At 40.3% G+C, this 22,239-nt stretch carries 27 protein-coding genes, 1 pseudogene and 1 other annotated feature; of the genes and pseudogenes, 20 read left to right on the forward strand and 8 right to left on the reverse strand.

Annotation, left to right across the window (positions count from 1 at the left end; all coding sequences use genetic code 11):
- Positions 1-57 precede the first annotated feature (57 nt).
- Complete coding sequence (locus WQ57_RS14920) at positions 58-546, reverse strand: CBO0543 family protein (RefSeq protein WP_046524585.1); 489 nt, start codon at positions 544-546, stop codon at positions 58-60.
- Between the two features lie 845 nt (positions 547-1,391).
- Between WQ57_RS14920 and WQ57_RS14930 the strand changes: the two genes are divergently transcribed.
- Together WQ57_RS14930 and tyrS are read left to right on the forward strand one after the other, a co-directional pair.
- On the forward strand, positions 1,392-1,904 hold the full coding sequence (locus WQ57_RS14930) for a MarR family transcriptional regulator (RefSeq protein ID WP_046524587.1): 513 nt from the start codon (positions 1,392-1,394) through the stop codon (positions 1,902-1,904).
- A gap of 16 nt (positions 1,905-1,920) precedes the next feature.
- Positions 1,921-2,137, forward strand: a binding site (T-box leader).
- Between the two features lie 48 nt (positions 2,138-2,185).
- Entirely contained in the window at positions 2,186-3,430 is a 1,245-nt protein-coding gene (tyrS, locus tag WQ57_RS14935) for a tyrosine--tRNA ligase (RefSeq protein ID WP_046524588.1), read from the forward strand.
- A 238-nt stretch (positions 3,431-3,668) separates the two neighbouring features.
- Here tyrS and WQ57_RS14940 read toward each other — a convergent pair whose 3' ends face one another.
- Positions 3,669-4,223, reverse strand: coding sequence for a cysteine hydrolase family protein (locus WQ57_RS14940; protein ID WP_046524589.1), 555 nt, complete (start codon positions 4,221-4,223; stop codon positions 3,669-3,671).
- 119 nt (positions 4,224-4,342) lie between these two features.
- Between WQ57_RS14940 and WQ57_RS14945 the strand changes: the two genes are divergently transcribed.
- The 7 genes from WQ57_RS14945 (at position 4,343) to WQ57_RS14975 (ending at position 10,415) form a co-directional block, all read left to right on the forward strand.
- The gene (locus WQ57_RS14945; RefSeq protein ID WP_046524636.1) at positions 4,343-4,789 is read left to right on the forward strand and encodes an Lrp/AsnC family transcriptional regulator; all 447 of its coding nucleotides are present in this window, start codon (positions 4,343-4,345) and stop codon (positions 4,787-4,789) included.
- A 171-nt stretch (positions 4,790-4,960) separates the two neighbouring features.
- A complete protein-coding gene (locus WQ57_RS14950) occupies positions 4,961-5,284 on the forward strand; it encodes a metal-sensitive transcriptional regulator (RefSeq protein WP_046524590.1) in 324 nt (107 codons plus the stop codon).
- 70 nt (positions 5,285-5,354) lie between these two features.
- Positions 5,355-5,561, forward strand: a complete 207-nt coding sequence (copZ, locus tag WQ57_RS14955) for a copper chaperone CopZ (RefSeq protein ID WP_046524591.1) — start codon at positions 5,355-5,357, stop codon at positions 5,559-5,561.
- Between the two features lie 71 nt (positions 5,562-5,632).
- Positions 5,633-8,062, forward strand: coding sequence for a heavy metal translocating P-type ATPase (locus tag WQ57_RS14960; RefSeq protein ID WP_046524592.1), 2,430 nt, complete (start codon positions 5,633-5,635; stop codon positions 8,060-8,062).
- Positions 8,063-8,123: 61 nt separating this feature from the next.
- The gene (locus WQ57_RS14965; protein ID WP_046524593.1) at positions 8,124-8,774 is read left to right on the forward strand and encodes an NAD(P)/FAD-dependent oxidoreductase; all 651 of its coding nucleotides are present in this window, start codon (positions 8,124-8,126) and stop codon (positions 8,772-8,774) included.
- A 332-nt stretch (positions 8,775-9,106) separates the two neighbouring features.
- The gene (locus tag WQ57_RS14970; RefSeq protein ID WP_338151908.1) at positions 9,107-9,658 is read left to right on the forward strand and encodes a DUF6609 family protein; all 552 of its coding nucleotides are present in this window, start codon (positions 9,107-9,109) and stop codon (positions 9,656-9,658) included.
- A gap of 199 nt (positions 9,659-9,857) precedes the next feature.
- Positions 9,858-10,415 (forward strand): cysteine hydrolase family protein, encoded by a 558-nt coding sequence (locus WQ57_RS14975; RefSeq protein ID WP_156183155.1) that lies wholly within the window; start codon positions 9,858-9,860, stop codon positions 10,413-10,415.
- 396 nt (positions 10,416-10,811) lie between these two features.
- On the opposite strand, the gene WQ57_RS14980 is transcribed toward WQ57_RS14975, so the two are convergent.
- On the reverse strand, positions 10,812-11,588 hold the full coding sequence (locus WQ57_RS14980) for a hypothetical protein (protein WP_046524596.1): 777 nt from the start codon (positions 11,586-11,588) through the stop codon (positions 10,812-10,814).
- A gap of 911 nt (positions 11,589-12,499) precedes the next feature.
- Between WQ57_RS14980 and WQ57_RS14990 the strand changes: the two genes are divergently transcribed.
- Complete coding sequence (locus tag WQ57_RS14990; protein ID WP_046524598.1) at positions 12,500-12,874, forward strand: hypothetical protein; 375 nt, start codon at positions 12,500-12,502, stop codon at positions 12,872-12,874.
- Between the two features lie 263 nt (positions 12,875-13,137).
- Here WQ57_RS14990 and WQ57_RS26710 read toward each other — a convergent pair whose 3' ends face one another.
- Genes WQ57_RS26710 through WQ57_RS14995 form a run of 3 tightly spaced genes read right to left on the reverse strand, consistent with a single transcriptional unit; the run spans position 13,138 to position 13,856 of the window.
- On the reverse strand, positions 13,138-13,341 hold the full coding sequence (locus tag WQ57_RS26710; protein ID WP_156183156.1) for a hypothetical protein: 204 nt from the start codon (positions 13,339-13,341) through the stop codon (positions 13,138-13,140).
- A 32-nt stretch (positions 13,342-13,373) separates the two neighbouring features.
- Positions 13,374-13,502 (reverse strand): DUF5049 domain-containing protein, encoded by a 129-nt coding sequence (locus WQ57_RS27515; RefSeq protein WP_156183160.1) that lies wholly within the window; start codon positions 13,500-13,502, stop codon positions 13,374-13,376.
- 51 nt (positions 13,503-13,553) lie between these two features.
- Positions 13,554-13,856: a hypothetical protein gene (locus WQ57_RS14995; protein WP_046524599.1), complete on the reverse strand. Its 303-nt coding sequence runs from the start codon at positions 13,854-13,856 to the stop codon at positions 13,554-13,556.
- Between the two features lie 231 nt (positions 13,857-14,087).
- On the opposite strand from WQ57_RS14995, the gene WQ57_RS27345 reads away from it, so the two are divergent.
- Entirely contained in the window at positions 14,088-14,216 is a 129-nt protein-coding gene (locus WQ57_RS27345) for a hypothetical protein (protein WP_277620295.1), read from the forward strand.
- A gap of 84 nt (positions 14,217-14,300) precedes the next feature.
- Positions 14,301-14,927, forward strand: a pseudogene (locus WQ57_RS15000) (hypothetical protein); the annotation flags it as partial.
- Here the strand turns inward: WQ57_RS15000 and WQ57_RS27035 are convergent.
- Positions 14,924-15,094, reverse strand: a complete 171-nt coding sequence (locus tag WQ57_RS27035) for a hypothetical protein (RefSeq protein WP_173427564.1) — start codon at positions 15,092-15,094, stop codon at positions 14,924-14,926. The pseudogene WQ57_RS15000 and the gene WQ57_RS27035 overlap by 4 nt on opposite strands.
- 158 nt (positions 15,095-15,252) lie before the next feature.
- Here WQ57_RS27035 and WQ57_RS25925 point away from each other — a divergent pair, with 158 nt between their 5' ends.
- Both WQ57_RS25925 and WQ57_RS15005 read left to right on the forward strand, forming a co-directional pair.
- On the forward strand, positions 15,253-15,426 hold the full coding sequence (locus WQ57_RS25925; protein ID WP_064537372.1) for a YozD family protein: 174 nt from the start codon (positions 15,253-15,255) through the stop codon (positions 15,424-15,426).
- A 158-nt stretch (positions 15,427-15,584) separates the two neighbouring features.
- Positions 15,585-16,355, forward strand: coding sequence for a sporulation protein (locus tag WQ57_RS15005; RefSeq protein ID WP_046524601.1), 771 nt, complete (start codon positions 15,585-15,587; stop codon positions 16,353-16,355).
- Between the two features lie 43 nt (positions 16,356-16,398).
- Here WQ57_RS15005 and WQ57_RS27350 read toward each other — a convergent pair whose 3' ends face one another.
- Entirely contained in the window at positions 16,399-16,527 is a 129-nt protein-coding gene (locus WQ57_RS27350) for a hypothetical protein (protein ID WP_277620296.1), read from the reverse strand.
- A 187-nt stretch (positions 16,528-16,714) separates the two neighbouring features.
- On the opposite strand from WQ57_RS27350, the gene deoD reads away from it, so the two are divergent.
- The 6 genes from deoD to WQ57_RS15035 all read left to right on the forward strand — a co-directional run bounded on the left by deoD (position 16,715) and on the right by WQ57_RS15035 (position 22,197).
- Positions 16,715-17,419, forward strand: a complete 705-nt coding sequence (gene deoD / locus WQ57_RS15010) for a purine-nucleoside phosphorylase (RefSeq protein ID WP_046524602.1) — start codon at positions 16,715-16,717, stop codon at positions 17,417-17,419.
- Positions 17,420-17,549: 130 nt separating this feature from the next.
- The gene (locus tag WQ57_RS15015; RefSeq protein WP_046524603.1) at positions 17,550-18,356 is read left to right on the forward strand and encodes a D-alanyl-D-alanine carboxypeptidase family protein; all 807 of its coding nucleotides are present in this window, start codon (positions 17,550-17,552) and stop codon (positions 18,354-18,356) included.
- 115 nt (positions 18,357-18,471) lie between these two features.
- Positions 18,472-18,699: a heavy-metal-associated domain-containing protein gene (locus tag WQ57_RS15020; RefSeq protein WP_046524604.1), complete on the forward strand. Its 228-nt coding sequence runs from the start codon at positions 18,472-18,474 to the stop codon at positions 18,697-18,699.
- Between the two features lie 123 nt (positions 18,700-18,822).
- Complete coding sequence (locus tag WQ57_RS15025; RefSeq protein WP_052948771.1) at positions 18,823-20,322, forward strand: lmo1851 family serine protease; 1,500 nt, start codon at positions 18,823-18,825, stop codon at positions 20,320-20,322.
- Between the two features lie 67 nt (positions 20,323-20,389).
- Entirely contained in the window at positions 20,390-21,328 is a 939-nt protein-coding gene (locus tag WQ57_RS15030; protein ID WP_046524605.1) for a CobW family GTP-binding protein, read from the forward strand.
- Positions 21,329-21,384: 56 nt separating this feature from the next.
- Positions 21,385-22,197: a hypothetical protein gene (locus WQ57_RS15035; protein WP_052948773.1), complete on the forward strand. Its 813-nt coding sequence runs from the start codon at positions 21,385-21,387 to the stop codon at positions 22,195-22,197.
- Positions 22,198-22,239 lie beyond the last annotated feature (42 nt).

Here is a 22,239-nt window from a genome sequence, read left to right on the forward strand (position 1 = left end):
AAAGGAAGAAGAAACACCTCATCCTTTTTACTCTTATTGTTGGTTAAAAGCCTTCATCTAAGAAAAATCGTATTTATTATTGAAGAGACATCTTATAACAGACATTGAAAATCTAACCAATAAAAAGGAAAAAGAAAGCGAATAAAAAGTGGTTTTCCAATTCCACCCTTTTTTATATTTAACAAGCTGTGTATTTTTTTCTAGCCATAGCTCAGTAATAGTCATCGGTACACTGAAATATAGAACTTTTAAAAGGCACTGAAGGATGCGAGAATCCTTAGTCAGTTGATTATAAAAGACACATGTAATTGGGAAAATTATGTAATCAAACAACACGCTTGTTTTAACTTGTTTTGGAAATCTTGTGGGATATTGAACATAACCTTTATTTACAACCAGTTTATCGACCAATGATGCATAATAACTTTTTATAAAGAAAACAAGGAGCCAGTCCTTTGCAAGTGGTTTTTTAATTAAGTAAATAAAGGAACTAATACCAAAGAAATAAAGCAATTTTATAAGATTTTTTTCAAATTTTCGACCCATGTTAGCACCTCCATAAGATAGGTTATCTCTAATCCAGGTGGTTATACTTGGGACGTTCGAAGAATTAGTTAAGTAAACAATGATAGTCTTGATATTTCTTAATTCAACCTATCGGGGCGAAGCTTGAGTAGAGCATCGTTTTCCTTGTTCGACTTACGGGCAGCGGGCAGGTTAGTGGAAGAGTGCAAATAATAAAAAAGCCAAGGAACCTTGATAATTGCTCTTGGCTATAATAATACAAACCAATACAAATCATATTCGGAAATGTACATTGATGATTAATAATTATTTGGTGATACTATCCTGAATCTTTTGATAAATCGCCTTTACTTCTACATCCTCATTATTCGCCATGTTGAAGGATCGTTCCATTTCACGTAAAAGTCCTCGTAACTTAACTCCTTTTACTCTGGGAGGCATGTTTGAGTTTATTATCTTCTCAAACACGTCGTTTATCTGTCTTGGTGTCCTCATCGTGGATTTCCAGGTAGACCTGGATTTTACCTCAACAAATGATAAATGATGCTATTCCTTTTATACCAGAAAGAAAAATGTGAATTCAAGGTAATATTATAGGTAAATTAAGCTGTAAACCTGGCATTTTTTAGTGAATGGTTTTTTCAACAACCGGGGCAGCATTACTGTAATAAACTATAGTTTGTGAAAGAGTGTACTTAAATGAACGGGTGCTTTACTTAAAGTAACGGCTGCAACAAAGCAGCCTTTTTCTTATTCAACTAACGGGGCAGGTTAGTTGAATAACCAAAACTTGGAGTTGCACTCTTTTTCTTTTTTTGATAATATCGTTTCATAGCTAATGATTCAGAAAGTTAGGGGTTGATAATATTCATTTATTTAACGAAAAAGGAGAATTACTCCCTGAAGAAATAGATACAATTAATCGCTTAACTAACATCCCGATTGATTCCCTGAATCTAGACGCGATTTCAGTCGTCACTAATATTTACCGAGTTGCACAGGGTTTGAGAAATAAAATGGAGCAGGAAATATTAGCGCAATATGGCTTATCCTGGACGGCATTCTCAATGCTTTATGATTTATGGATCTGGGAATCAGTTGAGACTAAAAAATTAGCCGAGTCAGCTGGAGTCTCAAAGGCAACAATTAGCAATATAACCAAAACTCTTGAAAAGAAAGAGTTATGTTTTAGAAAAACGGATATAAGGGACAGAAGAATCACCTATCTCTCGCTTACCAATAAGGGTAAACAAGTAATGGAGGACCTTTATCCTCAGTTCCATACTGGGGAGGTACAGATCGTTTCAGCTTTATCTGCCAATGAACAGAAAAACCTTTCTAGAGCTCTAAGAAAAGTAATAATGGATAATAATTTTTAGAAACACAACTTAATATTAAAAAGCGATGATGGGAAACCCAGTAGCTGCTATCTCCCTGTGAACAGAGAGTCGATGGTTGGTGCGAATCGACACATAGATAACAGCGAATTACATTCCTGGAGCATTCTTTGCTAGGTAGAGTTACGCAAAGAACGGACGAGCCGTTATTCGTAGAGTGGAAGGATGAATTCCTTCAAATAGGGTGGTACCGCGTGCAAAACCACGTCCCTTTTTTGGGGGCGTGGTTTTTTATTTTTAATTTTATATTGGAGGAATAACAAATGGATCAGATATTGAATCAACTCAACGTTGAACAGTTGAATGAAGTAAAGAGACAAATGAGCATATACAAACAAGGTGTACAGGACATTATTCCCCTTGAAGATTTAGAACGAAAAGTAGCCAAGTCGATTTTGCAAAATAAACCATTAAAAATAAAACTAGGATTGGATCCTTCTGCTCCAGATGTTCATCTTGGTCATACCGTGGTCCTTAACAAAATGAGGCAGTTTCAAGATAATGGACATATCATCCAACTAATTATTGGGGACTTTACAGGGAAAATTGGGGATCCGACAGGGAAATCGGTCGCTAGAAAGCAATTGACAGATGAAGAAGTGAAGCATAATGCCAAAACATATTTTGAACAATTTGCAAAAGTTATCGATATGGAAAAAGTCGAATTGCATTACAACTCTAAATGGTTGTCTGAACTAAATTTTGAGGATGTAATCCAATTGGCAGGCAAGATCACCGTGGCAAGGCTTTTGGAAAGGGACGATTTTGAAGAACGCATTGCATTCGGTAAACCAATCTCACTCCACGAGTTCTTCTACCCTCTTATGCAGGGCTACGATTCTGTTGTACTTGAATCTGATATTGAGCTTGGCGGGACTGATCAGCATTTTAATATTCTGATGGGAAGACACTTTCAGGAGAAATTCGGAAAGGAAAAGCAAGTTGCATTGCTAATGCCATTACTGGAAGGCCTAGATGGTGTCGAGAAGATGTCTAAATCCAAGAAAAACTACATTGGCATTGATGAGAGCCCACAGGAAATGTACGGAAAAGCAATGTCCATTCCTGATGAGTTAATGACTAAATACTTTGAGTTAGTAACAGATTTCACACCTGAACAAATTCAGACCACGAAGAAACAGTTAGAAACAGGGGACCTCCATCCAAGGGATGCCAAAATGCTGCTTGGCAAGACAATTGTAAGAATGTACCACGGGATTGAAGCGGCAGAGCAGGCAGAACATCATTTTATTGCAGTCTTTCAAAAAGGCTCTATGCCTGATGACATTCCTGTGATTGAATGGAAAGGAGATAAGGAAACTTCAATCATTGACCTATTAGTTGGATTGGAAATGTTATCATCCAAGAGCGAAGCAAGAAGGATGATTGATAACAAAGGCGTAAAAGTAAATGGGGAACAAGTGGGCAATCCCCAATTAATCCTTACTGTCACTGACGGGGTAATTGTACAGGTAGGAAAACGTAAATTCATTCAAGTGAAAATGTAAGAAGTTTAAAACTTCTAGAGGCTGTTAATCGTATTAACAGCCTCTAATTTATCTTATATAAACGATTGTGAAATGTTGTACTTAAGCTAACTGGTGCTTATCTTAAAGAAGTATAGTGCCATTTCTCTATATGGCAGTTTAGCTCAAGTGAAGAATTCTCCAACATATTAAGAAAACCCAATCTTCAATCATAAGAAAAGGGAGATTGTTTTCAAAACAATCTCCCTTTTTTAATTTATTAGTTGTTTTGTTGAAGGAAATCATAGGTCGAAATGACATTGGAATACATACTTTTAAGTGCGCTGACAAACGCATAATGAACCTGTTCAGCCGGCACAACCTTATCCTGAAAAGATAAGTCTCTTGTCGCACAGGCATCTTCAATTAGTGTCGTTTCAAAGCCTAGATCGACTGCAGCCCTAACGGTGGCATCAATGCACATATGCGTCATCATCCCCACAACCACTACCTTGGTTATACCTTTTTCTCTTAATTTGCTTTCTAAATCAGTTTTCAAAAAGCTGTTAGGGAAATTTTTCACTATGAGGTTTTCGTGTTCTAATGGTAGAACACTTTCATGCAGTTCAGCGCCCTCTGTATTTGGAAGAAAGAAGCCTAACTCTGGACTACTTGCGATATGTTGAACATGGAAAATATTTTCTTTATTATTGTTTCTAAACCAATCAAGAACTTTAGCAGCATTAGCGGCTGCCTTATCAGTATTGCTTAACTCCATCTTCCCATTTGGAAAATAGTCATTTTGAATATCGACGATAATTAAAGCTGTGCTCATTTTCTTTCACCTCATTTAAAAATTTAGTACACTTAAATCATAATGAATATCTTGATATATAGCGATACTTTGATGAAACACTTTTAGGTCAAATTATTTCATGGTGAAAGGAATTTATGATGGAACTTGATAGCATTGATTTTCAGATCCTTCAGTTATTATCCGAAAATTCTCGGGTTCAATGGAAAGACTTAGGGAAACAAATTCATATGTCAGGACAAGCAGTAGGAAATAGGATTAAAAAACTTGAGGAAAATGGTGTCATCCAAGCTTACTCTCTGCTTGTAGATGAAAAAAAACTAGGACTGGTCTTTACAGCATTTATCATTATCTATATGAAAACAGCAAACCATGATGTGTTTATACGTTTTATTCAGGATCAAAAGGAAGTTGTTGAAGCGGACCGAGTATCGGGAGAAGGCTGTTACCATTTAAAAATAAAAGTTGATTCTCAAGAGAAATTGAACCTATTTCTTAATGAAATTCTTGAGTATGGGAACTATAAAATGTATCTTTCTATAAATGAGATTAAAAAACGTAATCCGTTGACAACAGCATGGGAATAAAAAAATTATTATCATGGAAGGATTGCGAGTTTAAAGCCATTCACCTTATACCAGGATGGATGGCATTTTTATTTTAAATTAGCTGACCAAAGTTTAAATAATTGTCAAACTTTATCCTTGCATACCTAACGAGGGTATAGTAAGATGAAATCAAGTTAGGAGGTTAAGTCGATGGAAAACTCAGCGAATGAAGCTGCTTGTCATACAGGTGCCACTCGAAAAAGTCATCATCCTGAACGAGTAAAAAGGGATTTAACCACTCGTTTAAATCGGATTGAAGGTCAAATTCGGGGCATCAAAGGAATGATCGACAAAGATGTCTACTGTGATGATGTCATCACACAACTCTCTGCAACACAATCTGCTCTAAATAGTGTGGCCAAGATTCTTTTGGAAGGTCATTTAAAAGGGTGTGTCGTCGACCGCCTTTCAGAAGGGGATCATGAAGTTTTAGACGAACTAGTTGTAACCATCCAAAAACTCATGAAAAAATAAATTTTTTTCAGGTTTAGATACCCCTGGGCCGTATAAATAATCGATTTAATTTTTAAAGGAGAGAAGGAAAATGCAAACTGTTACTTTAAACGTACATGGAATGTCATGCGGACATTGTGTGAAGGCTGTAGAAGGCAGCGTTGGTGAATTGGAAGGTGTTAACCAAGTAAGCGTAAAATTGGACGAAGCTTTGGTTGAAGTATCTTTTGATGAATCCAAAGTATCCCTTGATAAGATTAAGGATACGATTGAAGATCAAGGCTACGATGTAGAATAAGAGTGCCATTGCACTCTCTAATTTTTCTTTAAATTATACCCCGTATGGGTATATGGAAGGTGGGGAAGATCATGAGTACAGCAACAAAAGAAGCCAGAAAAGTGAAAGAAGCGAGTATTGGAATTACCGGAATGACTTGTGCCGCGTGTGCGACGCGTATTGAAAAAGGGTTAAATAAAATGGAAGGTGTCGAGCAGGCATCCGTCAATCTGGCACTTGAAAAATCAACGATTAAATTTGATCCGTCAAAACTGAGTGAAGGGGATTTTGAAAAGAAAATTGAAGCCCTGGGCTATGGTGTTGTGAAACAAAAAGCAGAATTTGAGATTACTGGAATGACTTGTGCAGCATGTTCAACGCGTATCGAAAAAGGATTAAATAAGATGGAAGGTGTGGCAACTGCGAGCGTCAACTTAGCCCTCGAAAGAGCAACCATTGAATTTAATCCTTCAGAAGTAACCATTGGAGACATTATTGCCAAAGTAGAAAAGCTTGGTTACGGTGCACACCAAAAACAGGACGAAAAAGAACAAGTCGATCACCGTGAAAAGCATATAAAAGATCAGCAGCGTAAATTCATTCTTTCAGCGATTTTATCGCTCCCGCTATTATGGACGATGGTCGGCCACTTTTCCTTTACATCGTTTCTATATGTACCAGAATTCTTGATGAATCCATGGGTCCAGCTGATTCTGGCCACACCGGTACAATTTTTTATCGGGAAACAGTTTTATGTGGGTGCCTATAAAGCCCTGCGGAATGGCGGTGCAAACATGGATGTACTCGTTGCGATGGGGACGTCAGCCGCCTATTTTTACAGTGTCTACCAAGCGATTGTAAGTGCTGGAACCCACCAAGCTCCACATCTATATTTTGAAACAAGTGCCGTACTCATCACTCTGATTCTTTTAGGAAAATTATTTGAAGCAAGAGCAAAAGGCCGTTCATCTGAAGCCATTAAAAAGCTGATGGGGCTTCAGGCAAAAACAGCTATCATCGTACGTGATGGGGTTGAAAAAGAAGTACCATTGGAAGAAGTCGTAATCGGTGACACGATTTTAGTAAAGCCAGGTGAAAAAATCCCTGTTGATGGAGAGGTAACCGAAGGAACATCAGCTGTTGATGAATCAATGCTGACAGGTGAAAGTTTACCAGTGGATAAAAAAGCGGGTGACCCCGTATATGGCTCAACAATTAACAAAAATGGTTTTATCAAAATGACAGCGACCAAAGTTGGCCGTGAAACAGCTTTAGCCCAAATTATCAAAGTGGTTGAAGATGCACAAGGTTCGAAAGCACCTATTCAAAGGTTGGCTGATCAAATTTCGGGTATTTTCGTCCCAATCGTAGTAGGGATTGCCATCCTCACATTCCTGGTGTGGATCATATGGGTTCAACCAGGTGAGGTTACACCGGCACTTGAAGTGTTAATTGCCATCCTTGTCATTGCTTGTCCTTGTGCACTAGGACTCGCGACACCGACCTCGATTATGGCCGGATCAGGCCGTGCCGCTGAATTTGGCATTTTATTCAAAGGCGGCGAGCATTTGGAACAGACTCAGGGTATTGACACGGTGGTTGTCGATAAAACAGGTACGGTCACACATGGCAAACCTGTGTTAACGGATGTTTTGGTGGCTGATGGTCAGGATGAACCGGAATTCTTGTCCGTCATTGGCGCAGCCGAAAAACAATCGGAGCACCCGCTTGCCCAAGCGATTGTCGAAGGGATCCAGGAGAAAGGCATTGAACTTGGCAATGTCCAATTTTTTGAAGCGATTCCCGGTTATGGAGTACATGCGACGGTTTCAGGCCAAGGAGTGGTCATTGGTACACGGAAGCTGATGCAGCAATATGGGATTGATATTCAATCGGTTCTCCCTGCAATGGAAGAATTAGAGCGGCATGGGAAGACCGCAATGCTTGCAGGCATTAATGGCCAATATGCAGGGCTCGTTGCCGTAGCCGATACCATTAAGGATACCTCCCGGCAAGCTGTTCGCCGATTACAGGAAATGGGCATCAAAGTAATCATGATGACAGGTGATAATGAACGTACAGCCCAAGCAATTGGAAAAGAGGTAGGCGTTGATGCCGTGATTGCGGAAGTGCTTCCTGAAGGGAAGGCAGAAGAAGTGAAAAAACTGCAGCAGCAGGGTAAAAACGTTGCAATGGTCGGTGACGGGATTAATGACGCACCAGCTCTTGCTACAGCGGATATCGGAATGGCCATTGGTACTGGTACAGATGTTGCGATGGAAGCAGCAGACATCACGTTGATTCGAGGCGACTTGAACAGCATTGCCGATGCGATTTTAATGAGCCGCAAAACAATGAGGAATATCAAGCAAAATTTATTCTGGGCATTCGCCTATAACACCATCGGGATTCCCATTGCCGCAATAGGGCTCCTTGCCCCATGGGTAGCAGGCGCAGCGATGGCATTCAGTTCCGTCTCTGTCGTCTTAAACGCATTGCGCTTACAAAGGGTTAAATTATAAAACATGGGGGACGGTTCTGCCGTGATTATAGAAAGATAGATTTGATGCGAGGTGAGAGGGTATGGACCAAAAGGGGAAAAAGGTTAAATTGGCTGTGAACGGTGGAATATCGTTCGGTGCAAAATTAACGGCAAAGCAACTGGCTGTCATTGCTGAACACATGATAGAAGGCGATGAACTGGAGGTAACAACCTTCCAGCAACTTTACATTGATGTATTTGAAAGGGATGCAGAGTCTGTTAGAGAAAAATTCATGGAAGCAGGACTGTCTTGTTATCCTGTGGGGAATTTTGTGAAAAGCTTAAGGACCTGCAATTTTTGTAAAGGGGAAGAAAAAGAAGGAATGCCAGTTGCCATTGAATTAAATAAGCGAATTGCAGGCAATCCTGTACCCTTTACCCTGAAACCAGCCTATACAGGGTGCCCGGTTGGCTGTGGCGAACCTCTAGTGAATGATATAGGGGTCATGAAGATAAGAGATGGTTATGACCTTTATATTGGAGGAAAAGCAAAGGGGAAAGATGCTAATACGGGCACTTTATTGGTGGCGCAGCTATCTCCTGACCAGCTTTATGAGACAGTGGAAACTATTATTAGGATCTATGCAGAACAAGGCAAGAAAAGAGAACCATTTTTTAAATTCATTCATCGCTTTGGTTTAGAAAACCTTAAAAGTCAATTACCTGTAATAGAAAAACAAATAGCGTATTAATAAAAGAAGGTAATGAGCATAAAACACAAAAAAGGTGTAACCTCTCGGATTTGGAGGGAGTATACCTTTTTTTTATTTATCCAATAGTGGAAAGGCTCTAGCTGCTAATCGAAGGCGGCTTTTTGTTGCTGTACTTCATTGTAAGTTAGATCTGGTGCTTTGATCCAAGAAGGATTAAGGCACCTTTTTGTTGAATTTCTTATTTAACAAACGGGGCAGTTTTCTTTAATAACTTAAATTCTTGCAAGAAACTTTTCTTTCGTTTATACGTAATTTCTAAATCAAGAATGCAAAAGAATTAAAAATGTTTGTTGAGGAGGGAAATGCTATTGGTGACAATTAAGGGCGAAGAAAGAGAGTATAATACACAAAGAACGTGCGGGCTGTGGCTACTATACATAGGTGTAATGATTATTTTATCATCTCTAGTTGGTGGTGATTTATTAATACAACCTTTCATATTAGGTATAGGTTACTTTATAGGTTTTTTCGTTATCTTTATTTTGCCTTACGTTAATCGGAAATTGGCATACGGAAAAAACACAAAATTTCAGGATACGATGGATAACTTATCTATCGTGTTAAATGTCCTATTGTGTACGGCTTGCGGATTGATAATTGGTTTTAATGATTTAAGGACATTTTGGTTAAGTATATTTATTGCGGTTGGTGTTCACTTTTTTGGTTTCTACTTTTCTCAAGGGAAAGTGATGATTCTTTTAGGGGTGCTAACAATAGTGAATGGTTTCGTTGGATTGTTACTGGTAAGTGCACCTTTCATTTTTTTCGCAATTATAGATGGTTGTTTAAAATTTTTATTTGGCTTGAAAATGTTAAATATGAAGCGGATTGTAACTGTAATTTCAGAAAACATCACCTCTTAAATGAATGTTTTTTCAATCAAATATTTATTGAATAGTTCAACTAACGGGTGCGTTGGTCCAGCAGGATTAACCACCTTTTTTGTTGAAATCCTTATTAAGCAAACGGGGCAGGTTAGTTTAACAACAATAGCAATGATACAATAGTAAAAATAGATTTAAGAAGGAATAGTAGATGGGGCATTCATTAAGGGGGATATTTGTGGAGAAAAATGGAGCATTAATTATAGTTGATGTGCAAAAAGCTTTTGATGATAAAAAGTGGGGAGAGCGAAATAACCTGAATGCAGAAGAAAACATTAGTAAGATACTGCATTTATGGAGGGAGAAAGGATGGACGGTCATCCATATTCGTCACACGTCAGATAATCCTAATTCTTTATTTCATCCAAACCATAAGGGGTTTGCTATAAAAGAAATTGTTAAGCCCAATAATGAGGAAATGATTATCACAAAGAAGGTAAACAGCAGCTTCATTGGTACAAATTTAGAAGAGTTCTTACGACAAAATGATTTATCAACCGTTGTAATAACAGGTTTAACCACCCCTCATTGTGTTTCTACGACTACGAGAATGAGTGGGAATTTAGGTTTCGTTACATACCTTATCTCAGATGCGACAGCAGCTTTTGGTGTGAAGGATCAAAACGGAACATATTATGATGCAGAAACTATACATAATATATCGTTAGCTACCTTGCACAGTGAATTCGCTAAAATTCATACAACAGAGCAATTGATAAACGAGTTTATAAAATAAGCTGTTTATATTTTCGGTTACATTACTGGAGTGGGGTAATTCTTTACTTTCTTAAAGTAAAGGGGCAGGGGCAGTTTAGTTTAATTAGAGGAAATACTTCAGCGGTGAAGAATGTATTAGAGAGCATTCCTTAATGCACTGGACCTTCATTATTAGATAAAAAGCTAACAATGGAAGTCCAGTGCAACGTGGTTAGTTTTTTGTAAACAGCCTAGTCAGCAATTTGTTTAACGACTTTCGGGATATAACTAATAAGCCAAATTTCCTGATAGAGAAATTTGGCTCTTTTTGAGAGGTTAACTTTATTTTTGAACTATTCTCTTATGCAAAACAAGTAATGGCAGAAGTGGGACAATAGATAGCTATTTTTATATGATAAGATTCTTCAACCCTTTGTTAACGGCAGGATATTTTGGCTAAACGTCGTATTTCATCGCTTAGTTTTCGATTAACGGGATACACTTCTTCTATGAAGCTTAAAATACGAAGTGCAGATTCAGGTACATGATCATATCCCTGTATCATGTCTGCAATGATTTCCGCGAAACGAGGGAATCTTTTTTCCAGGCGCCTCTCGTTTCCAAAAGGATCCGGAAAGTATTCCACCTCTTGCTCCATCAAATGAAGTACGGATAAAATCCTGTCCACAGCATAACCTTGTACGAACCTCGTCGCTGATAGGCGCTCTCCCCTGGCAAATCGACCGAGTCCCACGTAGAGATTAGTTAAAGCTTCGTTCAAGGGATGGTCTAAGGAGTCTTTTTTGGGGCTAGGTATCGGGTTGGAAGGTTTTGAAATTCCCGTATTGTTGTAGGAGGGATCTTTCCAAACGACTCTCCCTTCCGTATAAGAACCATTAATCAGCTCCGATTCCTCAAATACCGCATATTCACCAAAAATGCCGTCCTCGAAAAGAATTTTATAGCCAATCTCCGTATTCTTAAAAGAATAAGCTAAAGGGTGAACTTCTTCTAGCCAATCCAAATGGTCGATATATCTGCTTTTCTGGTCAGGCCTTACAATAACAAAGAAATCCAAATCTGAATAATCGTCCAGCCGAGCAGTCTCGATTCCAACGGAACCGACACCTAACAATAATAGTGCACCCCCTTTTCTTTCGAGCGATTTGCCGATCTCATCCAGCCGATGCAACAGCATTTCTGATCTCAACATTAAAAGTCCTCCTTTAGGTTTAAGAATGCAAAAAGGGTCCAACCTACTTTTCAGCTAGGTTGAACCCAAAGGTTACATTGCCTTTATTTTCTTATTATGATTTTACCATGAACCTTAATTTCTTTCTACCGAAAATGATTTATTCTATGTACGGTAATGTTCAAAGTACAATACAGGGGCCCCCCTTTTTTGTTGAATCCTAATTTAACAAACGGGGCAGTTTAGTGGAGGAACATTTCTGTTCATCTCCTTTCAATGTTCGACCTTACATCAAGGGAAGTTCTATTTTGTAAAATTCACCATATCTTAACTAATATCAAAAGTTCCTCCAAGAGGAGTTATAAGCATGCAGAGGGTTAAATTTATGATTAAACAATTCCTCAAAGAGCCTTTATGGTTTAAAATCCTAATCTCTATAACATTGCTTATTTCAATAATTTTTAGCAGTGCATTTTTTGCCAATAATGCTTATTATCAAAGTTTCTCCAAATTGGCCGCCGCTATCTTTTTTTGTGCATATGGAATTAAACTTAGGAGTAATCGTTTAACTTCTGTCATCTTATTATCTGCATCAGCTCTATGTATATTTCTATCCATTCTCGCTATATCTTAGTGAAGATTCTATTCTGTAGTTCAACTTAAGAGTGCTTTGATCCTGGAAGGATTAAAGCTCTTTTTTGTTGAACCTCTTATTGAAGTAAAGGGGCAGTTTATTTCAACAAGAATACCTAGCCGATGTTTTTTGCTCTGTTTAAGAATAATGGTGATTTTTGATAACTCTTCGAAACCTTACTTTCAGTTACCTGTCAGATGGTAAGAGATATAGGAATAGTATATTACTGGATTAAATAAAATTAAAACAGGAAGAAAAATGAGGTGATTTTATTTTAGAAAAACTCAGGAAAATTAATATGAAAACTGCTGTATTTATGGGAATTATTTTTTATTCTTTGACTATCTTAATCCACTTTCTTATTATAAGCAAAAGTATTCCATTTACATGGGTTAATGGTGGAAGGTCTGAATCATTCGCTGAACAGCTACCAATATCTGTTATAAATATCGTTATTTCTATTGTTGGAGTTGTTTTTACGTTGATTGTTGGTAGAATTAAACTATATAAATACAAAAGAGGAATAACCGTTATATGTTGGTTTTTTGTTGTACTTTGGTCTTTTGGATTTATACAACAATTGTTTGGAACACCTTTTGAAAAAATGGTTTGTTCGTTAGTATTGCTTCTTGGAGTTATCTCGAACTTGCGTATGGCGATTGAAAAAAAATAGCTGTAACTATTTAATTAACAAGTTTGTGAACAATTACACTTAAACTAAAGGGTGCTAATCTTGAATAACAGAGAAAATATTTGAGAATCATTTATTCTCTATGGATTCACTTGTTTCTTCTTCGGTTAATTGCATTGGTTCAAAACAAAACCCGCAAAGAAATTCCTTTGTGGGAGTAAATACATTTTGGGGCGGAATTCGGCGATATTCATCCGTTCATTATCCAAATTTATCCGAAGAAGGGGCGGACGATATCCACGATTTCAATTATGGCAACCCCTGTGTACAGTCGATGTGCTTCTTCCGCCAATGCTCTCTCCATTCGGTTTGAGCATGGCTGCGAGGCAATCAAATCTTGTTACGCCTTCTTCCTGGAACAAATGTCGGTAGTATAGGTCATCGATATCCTGATAAGTAAATTCAAGTAAGTCGATTAGTACCTCAAGTATGATCTTATTCCGTGCCAATATCGGCTGCGATCGTTCTTAATCCACCTCAATCATTCTTCACATTCCCAGATGCCCGCTAGGTATTTTACGTTGGCATTGTCAAACATATTGGTCAGTCCGGAGTCTCGAATTATGGTAAGTTGTTCAAATACCTGCTTGGATACAACAATTTCATATATAAATCCCCTCCAATGTTATTTTTCCTGGAGTTATTAACAATAAAAAATGGCTTATCCTTCCTCTTCCACAATTTCTTCCAGTTCCACCTTCTCCTCTTTAATAGTGTAGCTTAGGATATAGGTTTCTCCTTCCTGGAGCGTCTCCCACATTTCCTTGCTAGTCTTCATTGTCAGTGATCTCATCTCCCTTGCCTGAGGGTCATGGCCGGAAATCCAGAATGCGTCCTCTTCCGACCATTTCTTTGTGATGCTAAACGACGAGGTGGTGCTGGTAACAACAGGGTTTGGATACGCCCAGTAGATCAATCCTGCGACTAGCAGGCCCACAATGGCAAGACTGTAGGTTTTCAACATGTATGCCTCCTTTTTCAATATATACAAAAATCCGGGAAAACTGGTTTATCCCGACTGGGAACGTATACGGTAGGTGATCAAGCAATATCCAGGTAAATTAGATGTATTAAAACATTTATTGTAAAAGGGCCGAGAAGATTCTATGATTTTTTAGATCTTCTGAAAAGAAAAATTAAGACGAGATAAAAAACAGATGCCTCCAGCATATTCTCCTATGAGGTGTTTGTCATCATGAGAGTTAAATACGCAGAAAAGGGATCGTTCAATGCTGATAAAGCCGCAAGGGGATTAATTGAATTAACAAATAAAATAAAAAAGCAAAATGATGGAAATAAAAAGGGTAATGACAAAGTGGGATAAACTCGGGTACCATTTAGGTATTCGGGTTTTCTTTTTGTACATAAAACAAAAAGAGCTACTGATGCTATAACCAATAAATTTAGAAAGATAACAAAGGTCAAATGGCTTGACGGCTTATACGTGTACGAAATAAACAAGAGCCAGGGCCTTTACCTTGAATCAAGCTTGCTGCCGCTGGCTGAGTATGAGGGAAAACTGCTTGAAAAAGAGCATATTGACATAGAATACAAGTTTTTTTTCGGGGACCTTGTCCAGGTGAAAGGCTATGGTTCCGAATTATTTAAAATTGTCGGGTTCAGGACGGAAATATGGCGCTATAAGGAAGATGCCTGGGAGGATATCATTTATGAACTTTCGAGGATCAGGGATGGGGAATGGCTGGAAGCAGGGGAAGAGGAACTGACCCTTGTTGCCGACGCAGAAAGTGCAGAGGTCTTTATCCAGAAGCTAGGACTTCTTTTCTCGAATGAAAAAAAATCATTGCCAGCTCCTGATCATGATAAAAAGCAGCCTGCCTCTAGACGAAAAGCGGAAAAAGACGAACTAAGGAAGAAGTCCCAAAAGCGCGCCCTGATAGACAGCCTGCTGGATATATACAATGATTATCGAATTTTATATCTTTGGTTTGGGGACGAAGATTACGCCCATGTTATGAAAGTAATCCTCCGCAAGCTCTCGGTCATCGTTTCCGACGGGAAAAGCCATGTTTAATTCAGTCTGCTAAATTGGATTAGTACCCAGATAAGGAAAGGAAGGCCAGAGAACACGATTATCTTGAATAGCATGTCCGTCACTTTGCCAAAGACCTCGATGATGACACTATCCTCTTTGTTTACATCCTGAATCACCGCTTGTGCAGCCTGCTCTGCCACTTTCATACTTTTACCTCCACTGTTCATTTTTAAGAATATATGCTTGTCCGAACCGCTCTATACCAGTAGAAAGCATCATATTGTCCAAAGCCAATTACCTTTGTGCATAAAAAAGCATGAATTATATAATCCGGTCATACATTCTGTACAAAGGGGGCGATTCTGTGAAGGAGATCGAGGTATTCATTGATACAGAAGAAATAGCGGAATTTTTCTTTCAGGAGCTGGTTAAGAGGGGATACGTTCCCACAGAAGAGGAACTGGAGGAAATAGCCGATATCACTTTTGAATACCTATTGGAAAAATGCATCATCGATGAAGAAATGGATAACGAATAAGAAGGCCGGCCGCCGATGGCCGGTCTTTTCTGCTGATATAAGCGGTATACTCCATTTCCGTTTTATATGAAGGTTCCGAAATTTTCTTATTATTGCATGAAACGCTTAGGTCTTTTCGTCGTATATATAGGTAGGAAGTGAAAAAAGGAGGAAAATACATGTCGATTTTTAATAAGGCACTTGCAAGTATCGGGATTGGTTCTGCACGCGTCGATACGAGGCTTGAAGAAACAAAGGTTTCACCGGGAGGAAAAATTAATGGAGTTGTCCATATTTACGGAGGGAGCCTTGAACAGGACATCGATGAAATTTACCTTTCCATCCATACTACATACGTAAAAGAAGCAAATGATAAAAAATATTCTGCTTCAGCCGTAGTCGACTCCTTCCGGATCAATTCGCCCATTACCATCAAACCGTCACAAACAAAGGAAATACCCTTCTCCTTCATGTTACCCGCGGATGTTCCAATCACCATTGGAAGGACAAAAATCTGGGTGACAACCGGTCTGGATATTAAAAATGCAGTTGACCCAACAGACAAGGACTACTTGCAGGTCGTGCCAAACCCGTTGATGGAAGCTGTTTTAAATGAGGTGGAAAATTTAGGATTCAGGCTGCGCGAAGCTGATTGTGAACAGGCGCCATATAAGCTTCGGCGCAGGCTTCCATTTGTTCAGGAATTTGAGTTTGTGCCAGTAATGGGGGCTTACCGCGGCAAACTCGATGAGCTTGAATTAATATTTGCCCCGCTGTCTGCTGCTGAAATGCAAATTTTGCTCCAGGTTGACAGGCGGGCCAGAGGGCTTGGCGGACTGCTGGCCGAGGCAATGCAAATGGATGAAAGCAATGTCTCGCTGACAGTTTCAACGAAGGATATTCCTCAGCTCAAACAAAAATTGAAAAGTGTTATTGATCGCTACTGCTAATGAAAAAAACGATGAGGCTATTGGCTTCATCGTTTTTTTGTCCTTATTTTTTTCTTCCATGTGCGGAAACGATATCTTTAGCATGTGCTTCATGCTCAGCTACAATAGCCTCAGGCGGGATATGATTGTTCTTTTTTGGAGAGTTGATCCGGTTCCGATGCTTTTTGCCCATTTTCAAACCCCCTTCAGAATAGCTGTTGCAAGATTGCCTGCCCGGATTCATTTTAATCCAGAAGGGCAAGCTAGTTATAGCATTCCCTGTTGGGGTGAAATAAACTAGCGGAAGATTTTCCAGTCGCAACAGTTTATGTTATTATGTTAGCGATGAGCTCAATACAAATGATGGAGGTCTCAAATAGATGAGTGTACATATTGGAGCGAAAGAACATGAAATTGCAGAAACGGTTCTGCTGCCGGGCGATCCCCTCCGTGCAAAATATATTGCCGAAACCTTCCTGGAAGATGCTAAATTGTACAATGAAGTAAGAAATATGTTCGGTTATACCGGTACATATAAAGGAAAAAGAATTTCAGTACAAGGTACTGGCATGGGAGTGCCATCCATTTCTATCTACATCAATGAATTGATGAGCAGCTATAATGTGCAAACATTGGTACGCGTGGGAACCTGTGGGGCCATCCAAAAGGATGTAAAGGTAAGGGACGTTATCCTGGCCATGAGTTCTTCGACTGATTCCCAGATGAACCGCCTGACTTTTGGAGGAGTGGATTACGCACCGACAGCTGATTTCGGCCTTTTGCTAAAAGCCTATAATGCCGGTTTGGAAAAGGGGCTAAATTTAAAAGCGGGAAATGTATTTACCGCTGACCAATTTTACAATGATAACGCAGAACTGGAGAAATGGGCAAAGTATAATATTCTTGCGGTCGAAATGGAGACAACAGCTTTATACACATTGGCGGCTAAATTTGGGCGCCGTGCACTTTCGGTCCTGACCGTCAGCGACCATATCCTGACAGGTGAAGAGACAACTGCCGAAGAGCGGCAGACTACATTTAATGAAATGATAGAAGTAGCCCTTGAAGCAGTGGTAAAGGAATAGAAGGCCAAAACTCCTTCCGGTAATTGGAAGGAGTTTTTTGCCCACCTCATGCCAAGCGGGCATACGAAACCGTATCTAATAGTGGTAGAATAGAATATGCTGCATTTTACTCAAAAAGAATGGTGATTGAATGAAAAAATATATAGTAGCGGCTCTTATGCTGTTTTTGTTAACTTCTTGCTCTCAGCTTGAATCATTGCCTGGGAAGCTGCCCTTTCTGAGCATCGATAAACACCAGCAGCAAAACGGAAGTGACCACGATGATGAAAAGGCGGAAATGAAAAGTGGAGGCCCTGTTTTGGATGAGGCCTACTTCAATGTAATCCAGGAGACCAGCGGTAAAAAAGTCATTCAGAACCCGGAGAATACATTGGCATTGGTCAATAAGCTGTTTGGGCTTCCGGAAGATTACATTCCTGCTGATTTAAAGCGGCCGGATGTCACATTCCCATTTGGGGAACAGGACCTTGAGAAGAGCCTGCTAAGGGAGGAAGCTGCTGATGCGCTTGAGGAAATGTTTGAAGGGGCCAAAAACGAAGGAATCGAACTTTACGCCATATCCGGATACCGTTCCTATGAACGGCAGGACAATCTGTACGCTTCAGAAGTAAGCAAAGTTGGCGAGGAGAAGGCTGCCCAGGTTGTCGCGGTTCCCGGGACAAGTGAACATCAGACAGGACTAGCCATGGATATCTCGAGCAAAAGCGCCGGATTGAGGTTAAATGAGCAATTTGGGCATACGGAAGAAGGCAGGTGGCTGGCTGAAAATGCGCATAAGTATGGCTATATCCTGAGATATCCAAAAGGAAAGGAAGACATTACCGGATATATGTATGAGCCGTGGCATTTCAGGTATGTTGGAAAAAGAGCAGCTGAAGAAATGTACAAAAATCAATTAACAATGGAAGAATACTTTGACATTGTCAGGAAGATATAAAAAACCGGTGAAAACCGGTTTTTTTATTATGGGATAAAAGTGATTACAGCTAATTTAACAGGGAACATATATACTACAAACTTCAATTGTTTTAAAGAAAAAAGGGAGGATTGCTATGGAAAAGACGGTACTAAAGGCAGCTGGCCTGACATGTGAGCACTGCGAAGAACGAGTGAAAAATGCTCTGCTAAGCACAGATGGCGTCTTTGCGGTTGCGGTTTCCCTCGAAAAGGCTTCAATTGAAATCCAATTTGATGGATCGCAGGCAACAGTGGAGCAGTTGGCGTCAACGGTAGAGGAGCAGGGGTATCATATAGTAGGAAAGTCAGACAGCGCGGTATAATCCGCGTTGTTTTTTTCATTCAAGGTGTGGTCCGTTATTTTTTCTGTTATTTTTTATTTAAAAATGTTATTGTAAAAGCTAAGGATTTCATCTTAGCAAGAGGTTGAAAGTGGTGAGTATGAATTGGAGCGGGACCAAACAAATGAGGAAACAGAACGTCTTTCCGGTAACTCTGGAGAGGTGGAACACAAACAAAATTACTTAAAGATTAAAAAGTTTCATTTTGCCATGCTGCTGTTCTTTCTGGTATTTATAACCGCCGGGATAACGACATTTGCACTGGCATTTGGAAATGATGAACCAGCAGTGAAGATTGTCAACGAAAGAGAAGAGTTTTCAAAGCTCTATGAAGCTTTCGATACATTAAAGGATAGTTATTACACTGAATTGGACCAGGATAAGCTCATTAATGGAGCTATTAATGGCATGGTGGAATCCCTTGATGACCCATACTCGGATTATATGAGCCAGGAGGATGCAAAAAGCTTTCATGAAAGCATTTCTGCCTCGTTTGAAGGTATTGGGGCTGAAATTCAATCCAGGGATGGCCATATCGTCATCGTCACTCCGCTTAAAGGATCTCCTGCAGAAAAAGCAGGACTGCTGCCGGAAGACATCATACTTTCGGTTGACGGCAAAAGCCTTCAAGGGATGAGTACGACAGAAGCGGTTGCGCTGATTAGAGGGGAAAAAGGCACCAAGGTTAAACTGTCTGTACAGCGGGGCGGAGCCGAGCCGACAGATGTCACGATAACCCGTGATACCATTCCAATTGAGACAGTCTTCGGCGAAATGGTAGAAGGTGAAGAGGGCATTGCCAAGGTACAAATATCCAATTTCTCTGAACATACGCATGAAGAGCTTGTGCAAGTGTTAAAAGAGCTTCAGGATAAAGGAATGAAAGGGCTGATTTTGGATCTTCGCCAGAATCCGGGAGGCTTGCTTGACCAAGCTGTGAAAATTTCCAGCATGTTTGTTCCGGAAGGGAAGCTGTTATTCCAGGTGGAAGACCGCGAAGGCAATAGGGAGGAATATCCATCGGCCGGAAGCGGCAATGCCGACTTCCCGCTGGTGGTCGTCATTGACAAGGGAAGTGCAAGTGCCTCTGAAATTCTTGCCGGAGCCGTCAGTGAATCGGCTGATGTACCATTGGTTGGGGAAAAGTCCTTTGGAAAAGGTACCGTGCAGCGTGCAGAGACTTTCAAGGATGGTTCCAATATAAAACTGACAACAGAAAAATGGCTGACGCCAGAAGGAAATTGGGTCCATAAAGAGGGAATCAAACCAGATCATGAAGTGGCGATGCCTGAATATGCTTCCCTGCCTTTCATTGATCCGGAAACTGAGCTGAAAGTTTCAATGGCGTCGGAACAGGTAAAGGCTGCCCAAAAGATGCTGCAGGTCCTCGGGTATGAGCCTGGCCGAGAGGATGGTTTTTTCGATGAAAAGACGGCCATTGCTGCCAAAGAGTTTCAAAAAGACCATTCCATTGAAGAAACTGGCATTATCAGCGGAGAAACCACACTTCAGCTGATGAATGCCTTACGTGAAAAAATCAGCAGTGAAGATCCGCAGATCAGCAAGGCAGTAGAAGTGCTGAAAACTGAAATTGACGCTGAATAAAGGAAAGCTCTCCGCGAGAACGGGGAGCTTTTGGTTTGTTAAAATAGCAAAAGGAGGCGCATGAAATATGAGCAACAAAACGGAGATCTATATTCTTGCAGGTTTCCTGGGAAGCGGCAAAACGACGCTCCTCAGGCAGGTTTTGGAATACGAAAAAAAGGAAGGACGAAAAATAGCCGTCTTAATGAATGAGCTTGGCGATATCTCGATTGATTCCGATTCAGTAGGGGAAGGAGTGCCGCTGAAGGAACTGCTTGGCGGGTGCATTTGCTGTACCATCCAGGACAAACTGGAAGCACAGATTCAGGGACTCCTCGCAGAGCACTGTCCTGATGCCATTTACATTGAAACCACTGGTGCAGCACATCCAGTCGAAGTGCTTGATGCCGTTCTCTCTCCTTTTTTTGCGGGAAAGATTGAAATGAAAGGAATCCTCACTACTGTTGATGGGACATTGTGGGCTTCCAGAACCAATTTTAATCCGCAAATCCAACAACTGCTATTGGAACAAGTCCGGCATGCAGATTTGATATTGATAAATAAATCGGATCAATTATCGGATATGGAACAAGGGAGAGTGACAATGGAGATTCAAAATATCAACCAGAAGGCCCCATGCATTCTGACGGCATTTTCCAAAGTATCCATGGATCAAGTGAAAAATTTGTCCAGCTCTGCCAAGGGCGAGGTAAAAGGAGCCCATGTCAATCATCAGCTCAGACTGGGAACTTTTGTCCACCAGTTCAAGAACAGTGTCAGACAGGAGGATTTTGAGGATTTCTTGAGGGCACTGCCGGATGATATTTATCGGATTAAAGGTTATGTCAAGTTTCAGCACTCCTCCTTTCCAGACCTGTTTCAATACTCCTACGGTACGCCGTTATATATGAAAGAATACATGAATATGCCGCTAAACCTGGTTTTTATTGGCCAGGGCATCAACTGGGACCAAATTGAATCGCAGCTCCAAAGGCTGGAAAATGGTGGACAGGCTGGTTCGGAATAAGATAAGACAAAATCGGTAAAACTTTCATCGCAGACGTTAATGGAAGTGGTGAAAAAATGAAAAAGCTCTCTGTACCTGTTTTTTTTATTCTTTTCCTAATGGCTGGCGGGGCAGGTGTGCTGGCGAAAGATGCGGAATTGCTTCAGTGGGAACAAGTAAACGAAATAATTCCCCGTTACAGTAAGTTCATCGTTCAGGACCTGGAAACGGGGTTGAAATTCAAGGTGCAGCGCAGGGCAGGAAGCAGGCATGCCGATGTCCAGCCGCTTACGGCCCAGGATACCAAGATAATGAACGAAATATATGGAGGAAAGTGGAGCTGGAAGCGCAGGGCTATCTACGTTCTGGCAGAAAAACGGAAAATTGCGGCTTCCATGCATGGGATGCCTCACGGTGCAGGTGCTTTGAAAAATAATTTTCCTGGCCATTTTTGTATCCACTTCTATGGGAGCACCACACATCGGACAAATGCGATGGACCTGTCACATAAATTAATGATGCTAAAAGCTGCAGGACGACTTGATGATTACCTTGAAGAGTCAGGTCCGCATGAGCTGGCGCAAGCTTATCTGGCAGGAATAAAGCAGCATGATATCCAGGTCGTCTCGCTTATCTCCCTTACGGAAATGAAGTGGGAGCCTGTGTTTTCCGAAATCGAAAATATCTCCGTAGACAGAATTGAAATTCTTCCCGATGAGGACTTTAGTGATCAGCTTACGGTTTCGGTTCCGGTAGAAATCAAATGGGCACGACGCGGCCGAGGTCCGCGGCACTTCCGAGGAAACATTGAACTAGTCCGGTTTTCCCCTGAACAGAGCTGGAAAATAGATTCGGTTCCCTTCTTTAGGGAAAATGAATTCATACCGTAGCATGATTACATAAAGAAAAGGGCTGGAACCAAAAATAAATGG

The organism is Mesobacillus campisalis, assembly GCF_000986785.1.
GTDB lineage: Bacteria > Bacillota > Bacilli > Bacillales > Cytobacillaceae > Mesobacillus_B > Mesobacillus_B campisalis.